This is a genomic window from Microbacterium sp. 13-71-7, from assembly GCF_002257455.1.
Lineage (GTDB): Bacteria > Actinomycetota > Actinomycetes > Actinomycetales > Microbacteriaceae > Microbacterium.
In genome coordinates this window covers 1-9,938 of record NZ_NCKN01000154.1, presented here as the reverse complement: position 1 = coordinate 9,938, position 9,938 = coordinate 1, and the positions used below count along the sequence as shown (strand labels likewise).

Sequence of the window (9,938 nt, the reverse complement as noted above, 5' to 3'; positions counted from 1 at the left end):
ATTTCGCGCTCATCGGGCTCCGCGTGCGTGCCGGGAGCCGGCGTCAGCCGCGCACGGCGCGAGCCCCGCACGCGCACGATGCGCTGGCGGGATCCGGAGCCCTCGGAGTCGGCCTCCGCAGGCTCAGGCGATGCGGAAGGGTCGCCGTCAGGCATCGTCCACATCGAGCGGCTGGGTGTCGCCGTCCACGCGCGGCGCGTCGAGGGGCACCCCGAGCACCTCGCCGATGCGGCGCGCGACGCCGGCGGGGTCGCTGTACAGATCGAAGGCGTGCACGCGGATGTAGTGCCAGCCCAGGCGCCGCAGCACCTGCGGCCGCAGCCGCAGCGTCTCCCGGAGCGATTCGGCACGCGATTCCGGATCCGGCTCGATCACGACCGCCTTGCCGGCGTGCTGCGCCACGAGCGGCAGCAGTCCGCGGTAGTCCACGTCGACCGAGACGCCGATGCGGCGCAGCTCGCGGGCGAGCGCGAGGGTCAGCGGATCCGCCTGATCCTCCGCGCGCTCCTCGCGCACGTGCCCGGCGAGATCGCCGAGGATCGACATGAGCGTGGCCGCACCGTGATCCAGGCGCCCCTCGTCGAACGAGGAAGGGCGGATCGACGAGACGATCACCATCGAGCGGCGCGCCCTGGTCATGCCGATCGTAAGCAGACGGTCTCCGTCGGGCGAGGACAGGTCGCCGAAGTCGCTGAGCACGCGGCCGTGCTTGGTGACGCCGTAGCCGAGCGAGAAGATCACGCGGTCGCGGCTCTCTGCGGCCTCCTCCTCGAGCGTCAGCACGATGAAGGGCTCCTGCGTGTCCCTGCCGACGAACTCGGCCACATCGCTGCGTCCGGCGAAGGCGATCGACACCGCGGCGAAGACCCGCTCGGCGTGCGTGCGGCTGGCCGTGACGACCATGAGCGACTCGCTGGGACGATGCACCGCATGCTCGACCACGAGCGTCACGACCCGCGCCACCTCGGCCTCGGGGCTCTCCATCGCGCCGGTCTCGGGATGCGGGATCCCCACGCCGCCCTCGACATAGTCCACGGTCAGCGATCCGCGGCCGAGGTAGGACCCCGCCCACGGCAGCGACACGATCTCACCGCCGTAGAAGGCGTCGTTGATGAGCGAGGCCAGATCCTCGCCGCCCGCCCGGTAGCTGCGGGTCAGCGTGACCACCGGCAGCAGCTCGGAGAGGCGCTCGAACACCGACACCTCGTCGAACGGCACCTCCTCCTCGCGGTCCTCCGCGGGCATCGTGGCGACCTGGAACGCGGTCGGCTTCTGCAGCACGGGGTCGCCGAACGCGACGATCTGGCGGGCACGGCGGATCGCCGGCGTCGCCTCGGCGAGGTTGATCGCCGCGGCGTCGACGAGGATCACGGTGTCGAACTCCACCGAGTCCGGCAGATCCGGCACCTGATAGGGCGAGGCGATCCAGACCGGCGCGAGCACGCGCATGAGCGTGGGGGCCGCGGCCACGAGCTCGGCGACCGTGGTGCGGTGCTGCGTGAGCCCGTGCCGGAGGTTCTGCGCCTCCGCGGCCTCGTCCACGATCGAGATCCGCCACTGCCCGCTCAGCTGCCAGGCCAGCAGCGGGCCGGCCGCCCCGGCGTGCGCCTCGTCCACGAGGCGGAAGTCGCGCTCGAGCTGGTCGACGACCGAGGTGTTCGCCCCCAGCAGGGAGCGGTTCTGCCGCAGCGCCTGCTCCAGCAGGGACTGCCACCACGCGTACTCCAGCTCGGCGCCCACCCGATCCTCGGAGAGGTGCCGGGTGGACAGGTCGATAAGAAGCGGCTCGAGGCCGAGGCCCGCGAGCTCGTCTCGGATGCGGGCGCGCTCGATGAGGTTGTCGAAGACGTCCGACTTGGCCGCGAGGCCGGCGAGCGTACGCAGCAGACGGGCGACGGGAAGGGTCGCGAGCGGTTCGCGCCGCCCGAGAGCCGTGTCGAGCTCGGCGAGCTGCGCATCGACGTCGCGCCAGGCGACGGAGACGTCGGCGAGTCCGAGCGGCACCTCGGGTGCGACGCCGGCGTCGACGTAGCGCTGCCATTCGGTGCGCTGGGCCTGGATGCGGGCGAGCGCGTCGTGCATGTCGCCCACGTGCGCGCCGGGACGCACGTACTCCTTGGCGAGCTGGCGCAGCCGGCGACGATTCGCGCCGGTCATCGCCGCGCTGTCCCGGCGGCTGCCGTGCGCCTTGATGAGCTCTCCGAGCGGCCGCTCGAACACGGCCGGAGTGAAGTGGTCGAGCGAGTCGCGGATCCCCCGGAGCAGCCGCAGGTACTCGCCGAGCTCCGAGATCGTCGCGAACGGGCGCATGTGCGTCTGGGCGACGAGCTCGTAGCCCAGCTCGAGCAGCTCCGGCACGGTGCGCGCGTGCAGGGTCTCGGCGAGCGCGTGCACGCGGTGCGCCTCGTCCGACGAGGAGAAGACGACGCCGTACCAGGGCGAGTCGTCGGGACCGAAGCGGAACTCCCCCAGCCGCGCGGCCTGAGCCAGCGCCTCCGCGGCGTGCGTGCGGTCCTCCGCGAGGTTCTCCAGCGCAGCCCGGCCGAGCCGCGCCGTCGTGGTCGGCGGCGTCGGGAGCAGCGCCAGCCTGGTGAGCATCCTGGTCGCGTCGAGCACGCTCGCGCCCAGCGCCGGATCCGTCTCCGTGAGTGCGCGGCGGTAGTCGCGCAGGACCGTCCGCAGCCGCAGCAGGGCGTCGTCGATCTCCGCGAGCTTGGGCGCCGCGGCCTTCTCGTTGCGCCCGATCGCGCGCACCAGATCCCGGCGCACCGAAGCCGGCGAGACGGCGAACCCGTCCAGCCCGATCCCGCTGAGACGGTGTCGCACACCGTCGAGCGTCGAGCGGCGGGGCGAGACGACGAGCACGCGCTTGCCCGCGCGCACCAGTTCGCCGATCGCGTTGATCACGGTCTGGGTCCCGCCCGTTCCCGGAAGCGTCGAGACCGTGAGGGAGTGCCCTGCCGCGATGCGGGCAAGCACCTGCTCCTGCTCGTTGTCGGCATCGAGCAGGAGGTTGTCGGATGCCGGGGCGCGGTCGTCGGGCCCGGCCGCGGACGGCTGAGGTCCCGGCGCGGAGACGCGCTCGCGGTCGGCGGCGTGGCCGGCCAGCGCGTTGAGCATCGGGTGGTCGAGGTCGTGCGCGTCGCGCGCCATCGCGGTGCCGACGTCGGCGAACGTGGACACCATCATGCGCGGCTGCACCGAGAAGGTGTCGACGGACGAGGTGGCCGCGCGCAGCATGTCGATCGCCGGCTGCGGCGCGAACACGCCGTTCTGATACGCCAGGGCTGCGAGGCGCGCGTCGTCGATCGAGATCCCGAAGTGATCGCGCGCGATGCGCACGAGCTCGGGATTCAGGAAGAACTGCCCGTGCAGCTTCAGCTCGTAGTCGGCGTAGTGCCGGCGGATCGCGAGCGGGCGCAGCAGCATCGGCGCGGCGTAATCGACGCCGCCGATCCGCCAGGTGCACAGCCCGACCGCGAGGTGCACGGCGTCGAGGCCGCGCACCGTGCGCAGCTCGGTGTTCTTCGCCGTGATCCGGTCGGCGGCAAGACGGGCGCCGCGGAGCCCCACCTCGTCGCGGAACAGATTGGACAGCAGGGTGGAGCGGCCCGTGATGAACTGCGGCAGGCTGCCGGGGTGGGCGCGCGAGATGTCGATCCCGCCGGCGGCGACATCGCGATAGGCGGTCAGCGGCGAGGGGCCGCCGAGTTCCGCCGCTTCCGCCCTGAGGCGGGCTCGCTCCGCGGTCGCCGCGTGCACCGCCTGCACGCCCGGCTCTGCCACATCGACGTCGCCGGGCGTCACGGACTTCTCCTCCGCGTTCTTCCCGTCACGTCGCCACACACGACAAAGACTAGGCGTGGTGGATGGGCAGAACCGTCAGATCCACTGGGTTTCGCCGTATTCAGGTGCTTTCCCCCTCCACAGCGGGCCTTTTCCGGATTCTCCGCACCGATTGCGCTACCGGCCGTCCTGCGCGCACGCGGTGACCGAGGATGGGTGCATGACCTACCGCTACGACTTCGCCGACACCCCCTTCGGTGATGCGCTGTGTGTGTTCTCCGACGAGGGGCTCGTGGCGTTCGACCTGCCGGAGGCGATGCACCGCGACTCGCCCTGGGCCCTCGAGGCGACCGCGCGGATGCTGCACGCCGTGCCGGAACCGGATCCGGGCGCGAGTGCCGAGATCGACGCATTGCTGCACGCGTACTTCTCCGGCGAGCCGATCCGCTTCGATCACGAGCTCGCCCTGGACTGGCGGCTCGTGAACGGGTTCACCCGCTCCGCACTGCTGTCCGTGTGCGAGATCCCCTGGGGCGAGAGCGCGAGCTACGGCGAGGTCGCGGCGATGGCGGGCAGTCCTGGGGCCGCCAGGGCCGTCGGGACGGCATGCAGGAACACCCCCTTCTCGATCGTCGTCCCCGTGCACCGCGTGGTGCGTGCGGACGGCTCCCCCGGCGAGTACGGCGCGCACCCCGAACGCAAGCGATACCTCCTGGACCTGGAGGCGGATGCGGCCGCCCGAGCCCGTCCCGCGCGCGACGTCCGCTCCGGCGTGTAGGCCGCCGGGGCGGACGCCCCCTCTCCGAAAGGGCATATGCCTTCGGAAAAGGGGCGTCACATCGTCCGCGGCAGGGCCGGAATGGGGGGACGAATGGTCCGCCCGATCGATGCCGCCGACAAAAGCTCCCGCTCCCGCATCCGGACACCGTCGCGACAGAGGCGCATCAATGGTCACGGCATGCGGCTTCGTCGGCCGGCTGTGCATTCTCCGGCACGCCCTCACCGGCGCCGGAATGATAGCGTCGACGCTACAAACGACGGGACGGGGCGCACGCCCCGGAAACGGTAGTCGGGTGAATTCGTTCGAGACAGTCGGATCCGATGCGGATCTGGTCGCACAGGCGGTGCGCGAGCTGATCCGGCGCACCCGCTTCCCCGTCGCCTTCGGCGGGCTGCTCGACAGCGGCGAGGTTCCCGTGACCGCGATCGTCGGCTCCCGCACGCGGAGCCTCGAGGGGCTCCGCGTCCAGCCGCAGCGCGGCCTCGGCGGGCGCGCGATGATCGAGCTGCGCCCCCGCATGACGCACGACTACGGCGCCTCTCAGCAGATCACGCACGACTACGACGGCTTCGTCCTGGGCGAGGGGCTGCGCACCCTGCTCGCGATCCCCGTGATCGTGTCGGGGCGGCCGCGCGGCGTGCTCTACGCCGGCTCCTGGGAGGAGCCCCCGGCCGGCGGGATCACCACCGCCCCGGCGATGCAGATCGCCGACGCGCTCGCCGGTGAACTGCGCATCCGCGAAGAGGTGGAGCGACGACTGCGCTCCGCGAGCGCGCCCACTCCCCCGCCGGCGCTGAGTCCCGCCCACCGGGAGGAGCTGCGGGAGAGCTTCGCCGAGCTCCGATCGATCGCGGCCCTCGTGCCGGATGAGGCCGTGCGCGAACGCCTCGGCGACCTCGAGCGTCGTCTTGTGGCCCTCTCCGCTCCGTCCCCGCTTCCCCGCACCTCCGACGTGCACCTCTCCCCGCGCGAGCTCGACGTGCTGAGCTGCGCAGCCCTCGGACACACCAATGCGCAGGTCGCCGCCGAGCTGGGGCTGCGCGAATCGACGGTGAAGGCCTATCTGGGCACCGCGATGGCGAAGCTCGACGCCCCGACCCGGCACGCGGCCGTCGCGCGGGCACGGCGCGACGGCCTGATCCCCTGAGTCGCACTGCCCTGCTCCTGCCCAGGCGCCCGCGGTAACCTCGACACAGCGCATTGCGCACCCGGACGAGGCGGGCCAGTACCCGGACAGCGAAAAGACTGGCTCTCAGGAGGCCCGCCGTGGCGTGGATCGTGCTCATCATCTCCGGAGTCTGCGAGGCCGTCTGGGCGACGGCCCTCGGCAAGTCCGAGGGATTCACCCGACTCTGGCCCAGCGTCCTCTTCGTGATCGGCCTCGTCGCGTCGATGTTCGGACTGGGCTGGGCGATGCGGGAGATCCCCACCGCCACCGCCTACGCGGTGTGGGTGGGCGTCGGCGCCTCCCTCACCGTCATCTGGGCGATGATCACCGGTGATTCCGATGTTTCCTGGATCCGGATCCTGTTGATCCTCGGCCTGGTGGGATGCATTGTCGGATTGAAGCTGATCGATCCGGGACATTCATGACATTCCGCATTCCAATCATTGCCACGGACAATTCCTGCACGTAGATTTGTCGCCATGGCACGCAAAATCGTTCATCAGCTCGTCGACGATATCGACGGATCCGTTCTCGAGGTGGGCGAGGGCGAGACCGTGCATTTCTCGCTCGACGGTTCCGCCTATGAGATCGACCTGACCAGTGCGCACGCCGCAGACCTGCGTGCGGCGCTCGCTCCGTTCATCTCTTCCGGCAGGCGCACGCAGCGCGCGGCGACCGGGCGACCGTCCGCCGCCGCCAAGCGCCCGAACCGCAACCCGGAGACCGCGGCGATCCGCACCTGGGCCGGCGACAACGGCTACAAGCTCTCGGAGCGCGGCCGCATTCCGGCCGATGTGATCGAGGCCTACCGCGCCGCGCACTGATCGCGAAACACGAACGGAAAGGGACCGCCCGAATGGGCGGTCCCTTTCCGTTCGTGCCCCCGACAGGATTCGAACCTGCGACCTGCCCTTTAGGAGAGGGCCGCTCTATCCGACTGAGCTACGAAGGCGCTCTCCCAGTCTAACGAGCACTCGACGCCCTATGCCGCCATCGCCAGGTACGGCTCCCAGCGGGGGTCGCCCCGCTCCGAACCGCGCACGGTCCATCCCGTCCCCCGCGGCGGAGCGGGAGTCAGTCGCAGCTCCCACCCCATCTCCTGCGGCGTGCGGTCGCTCTTGACGTTGTTGCAGCGCAGACAGCAGGCGACGAGGTTCTCCCAGGAGTTCTTGCCTCCGCGCGAACGCGGCAGCACGTGATCGATGGTGGAGGCGGACTTGCCGCAGTAGCCGCAGCGGTTGCCGTCGCGGCGCAGCACCCCGCGTCTCGTCACCGGCGCGTACCGGGCTCTCGGCATCCGGACGTACCGGCTCAGCACGATCACGGCGGGGCGGTCGAAGCGTCCGCTCGCCGCCCAGACGGGATCGTCGACGGCGCATTCGACGACGGACGCCTTCTTGTTCATGACCAGCACGATCGCGCGTCTGAACGACACGACCGCGAGCGGTTCGTACCCAGCGTTGAGCACCAGTGTGCGCATCCTTCATCCCTTCGATCCGACCGGGACGGCTTCCCGGTCTCTCGACCGTGCGCAGACGGAGGGTCCGCAGGATACGAAAACGGCGCTGTCTACGAGAGACAGCGCCGTGAACGCACGGGTGATCCGTGCAGATCCTGCGGGCAATGCCGAAGAACGAGTCGACCGAGTGCATCCGTGGTTCGGATGCTCGGTATTCGTCCCATCGTGTTCCTCCGCCCTTGCGACGACGGAATCAGGCTAACCCATGCCCCGGCGACGACGCGGAGAACTTCCGGTGAACGCCGGGTCCGATCAGCGGACGTTGACCTGGAGCCACGCGAGCGGGTCGATCTCGGTGTTGTTCACGAGCACCTCGAAGTGCAGGCAGGATCCGGACACCCAGCCGGTGTTCCCGACCTCGCCGAGGTACTGGCCGGCGGTGACGCACTGACCGACCCCGACGGCTCGGCTGCCGTAGTTCATGTGGCCGTAGAGCGTGGAGATCGCGGCGGATCCGCTCAGCGCGGGGTGGGCGAGCTCGATCGTCTCGCCGTAGCCTCCGTAGCTGTCCTGGGAGATCGTGACGCAGCCGTCGGCGGCGGCGTAGATCGGAGTGCCGATCGGCGCGGCGAAGTCCTGGCCCATGTGGCTGCGACCGCTGCGGGCGGCTCCGAATCCATCGCTCAGCGTGTACGAGCCGGCCGCCATCGGGTAGATGACCTGTCCGGGGTTCGCGATCGGTGCCATGTTGCTGCGGACGGACGCGACCGAGGGCTTGGCGGCGGCGGCTTCCGCCGCGGCCTTGGCGGCGGCGAGAGCGGCCGCCTCCGCCTTCTTCTGCTCGATCTCCTGCGGAGTCGTCGCGGCGAAGGAGCCGCGGGTGGAGGCGACGGCCGTCGCCTCGGAGGCGACGACGATCGACTGCGCGTGGCCGGCCGCGATCTGCTGAGCGGTCGCCGGCGAGGCGGTCGCGGGCGCGGCGCCGGTCGCGAGCGCGGGCAGGGCGATCGCGGTCACCAGCGCTCCCACGGCGGCGACGACGGCGAAGGTGCGGATCGGGCGCACCACGGAACGGGAGACCGGACTCTTCGCACGCTTCGGGGAACGCGTGGCGACGGATGTGTCGGTCTTTTCGAGTTCTTCAGCCAAGGGCTTCCTCCAGGCCTCGGCGCCGTGCGTCGGCTCGTCCGTACTCGCGTGCACGTCGGGATTTCGACGCACATCATGATGACCACGGCGGTGACGAACCGGGAGGCGGCCGCCGGGGTTATCGCCGACGGGCTTCTCGTCGACGACCTCCCCGACGTTACCCGATCGTGATGAATCTGTCACCCCCTGATTCGGGATGGCCGATCCGAGGGTCGGGCTCGGGCGCGAATGCCGGTCAGCCCGCGTTCGCGGCGAGCCAGGGCTCGGGGTCGATGACCGAGCCGCCGATGCGCACCTCGAAGTGCAGGTGGGATCCGTAGGAGTTGCCGGTGTTGCCGACGAGCCCGATGAGCTGGCCCGCGGAGACCTGGTCGCCCGCCTCCACCATCCGGCTGCCGTAGACCATGTGACCGTAGCGGGTCTCGACCATGGTGCCGTTGAGGTTGCTCATGATCATCATGGAGACGCCGTAGCCGCCGATGCTCTCGGCGGAGGCCGTCACGGTGCCGGCGGCAGCGGCGTAGATCGGGGTGCCCTCGGGGGCGATCATGTCCCAGCCCTCGTGGCCGCGCCCCGAGCCGGGGCCCTCACCGGGGGTGAAGCTGGTGACCGGGTAGCGCACGGCGCCCGACCCCGGGGCGACCAGCGCCATCCCGGCGAGAGACGGGCGGGAGCTGCTGGCGGTCGAAGCCGCAGCCGCCGAGGCGGCCGCGGCGGCGGCGCGCGCAGCGGCGGCTTCCTCGGCCTTGCGCTTCTCGATCTCGTCAGGCGTGGTCGCGGCGAACTGCCCTCGCGTGCTCGGAGCCTGCGTGGCCTCGGACGCGACCACGATCGACTGCGCGTTGTCGGCCGCCAGCTGCTCGGTGGTCACCGGGGCGGCATCCGCGGCACCGCTCGTCGAGACGAACGCCGGAAGGGCGATCGCGGCGACCAGGGCGCCGACCGCTCCGAGGATGGCGACCGTCCGCACCGGCCGCACGAAAGCAGCGGATCGGGTCGCAGCCTTCTGCCGCGCGGTCGGGTCCGCACTCGTCCGGCTCGTGGTCTCGATCGTGGTCTCAGGCAAAGTCTGTCCTCCGGCCTCTGCGCATCGGGCGCCGGTCCGTCGTCGATCGGGTCGGTCCGCACAGGGTTCGGACACATGTCTCCCCACGGCGGCGACGGGCCGATGAGGCGAGCGCCGTGGAGTCCGTCGGCGCGCTTCTCGCGGACGGCCCTCTCGACGCTACCGGAAAGTCACGAACGTGTCACGCTGCCCCAAGGATCCGCTGAACGCCGGAATCCCGCGGATCCGGCCGTGCGCGCACAGGCGACGTCCAGCCGGCGGGGCCCGGCGCGGCCGTCGAGTTCCTCAGGCGACCAGGAAGATGTGCGAGGCGAGCTCGACCGGGAGCTCGAGCCCCTCGTCCTGCCCGTCCACCTCGATGAGCACGTAGCCCTCGTTGAAGCGGAAGCGGCCGCGCGCCCCGGGGACGACCCCGGCGTCGCGGAGCTGCTCCAGCAGCTCGGGATCCACCTGCGCGGGCTCGGCGAGACGGCGCACGGTGCCCTCGGTGGGCGTGCCGGCGGTGTTCATGTGCTCGACCAGACCGATC

The 9,938-nt window shown here is 71.0% G+C and carries 9 protein-coding genes, 1 tRNA gene and 1 riboswitch; of the genes, 4 read left to right on the top strand and 6 right to left on the bottom strand.

Translation table 11 applies throughout. The annotated features are described in order from the left end of the window. Positions 1-147 precede the first annotated feature (147 nt). Positions 148-3,807: an AAA family ATPase gene (locus B7X32_RS14260; protein ID WP_292720869.1), complete on the bottom strand. Its 3,660-nt coding sequence runs from the start codon at positions 3,805-3,807 to the stop codon at positions 148-150. Positions 3,808-4,006: 199 nt separating this feature from the next. Here B7X32_RS14260 and B7X32_RS14255 point away from each other — a divergent pair, with 199 nt between their 5' ends. The 4 genes from B7X32_RS14255 (at position 4,007) to B7X32_RS14240 (ending at position 6,559) form a co-directional block, all read left to right on the top strand. Next, positions 4,007-4,564 (top strand): methylated-DNA--[protein]-cysteine S-methyltransferase, encoded by a 558-nt coding sequence (locus tag B7X32_RS14255; protein ID WP_292720867.1) that lies wholly within the window; start codon positions 4,007-4,009, stop codon positions 4,562-4,564. Positions 4,565-4,859: 295 nt separating this feature from the next. After that, positions 4,860-5,714, top strand: coding sequence for a LuxR C-terminal-related transcriptional regulator (locus B7X32_RS14250; RefSeq protein ID WP_292720865.1), 855 nt, complete (start codon positions 4,860-4,862; stop codon positions 5,712-5,714). 43 nt (positions 5,715-5,757) lie between these two features. Then, positions 5,758-5,822: riboswitch (guanidine-III (ykkC-III) riboswitch) on the top strand. An 11-nt stretch (positions 5,823-5,833) separates the two neighbouring features. Then, the gene (locus tag B7X32_RS14245; protein WP_292720862.1) at positions 5,834-6,160 is read left to right on the top strand and encodes a multidrug efflux SMR transporter; all 327 of its coding nucleotides are present in this window, start codon (positions 5,834-5,836) and stop codon (positions 6,158-6,160) included. 54 nt (positions 6,161-6,214) lie between these two features. Continuing rightward, a complete protein-coding gene (locus tag B7X32_RS14240) occupies positions 6,215-6,559 on the top strand; it encodes an Lsr2 family protein (protein WP_292720860.1) in 345 nt (114 codons plus the stop codon). A gap of 54 nt (positions 6,560-6,613) precedes the next feature. Here B7X32_RS14240 and B7X32_RS14235 read toward each other — a convergent pair. From B7X32_RS14235 to B7X32_RS14215, 5 genes are all read right to left on the bottom strand, one after another. Next, positions 6,614-6,687, bottom strand: a tRNA-Arg gene (locus tag B7X32_RS14235). Between the two features lie 30 nt (positions 6,688-6,717). Then, positions 6,718-7,215, bottom strand: coding sequence for an HNH endonuclease (locus tag B7X32_RS14230; protein ID WP_292720858.1), 498 nt, complete (start codon positions 7,213-7,215; stop codon positions 6,718-6,720). A 291-nt stretch (positions 7,216-7,506) separates the two neighbouring features. Beyond that, on the bottom strand, positions 7,507-8,262 hold the full coding sequence (locus B7X32_RS14225; RefSeq protein WP_292720856.1) for a M23 family metallopeptidase: 756 nt from the start codon (positions 8,260-8,262) through the stop codon (positions 7,507-7,509). A gap of 316 nt (positions 8,263-8,578) precedes the next feature. Beyond that, positions 8,579-9,409 carry a M23 family metallopeptidase gene (locus tag B7X32_RS14220; RefSeq protein WP_292720853.1) on the bottom strand — a complete coding sequence of 277 codons (831 nt, stop codon included), beginning with the start codon at positions 9,407-9,409 and terminating at the stop codon, positions 8,579-8,581. A 285-nt stretch (positions 9,410-9,694) separates the two neighbouring features. After that, positions 9,695-9,938 (bottom strand): ferrous iron transport protein A (locus tag B7X32_RS14215; protein WP_292720850.1); only part of this gene is annotated, 244 nt, incomplete at its 5' end.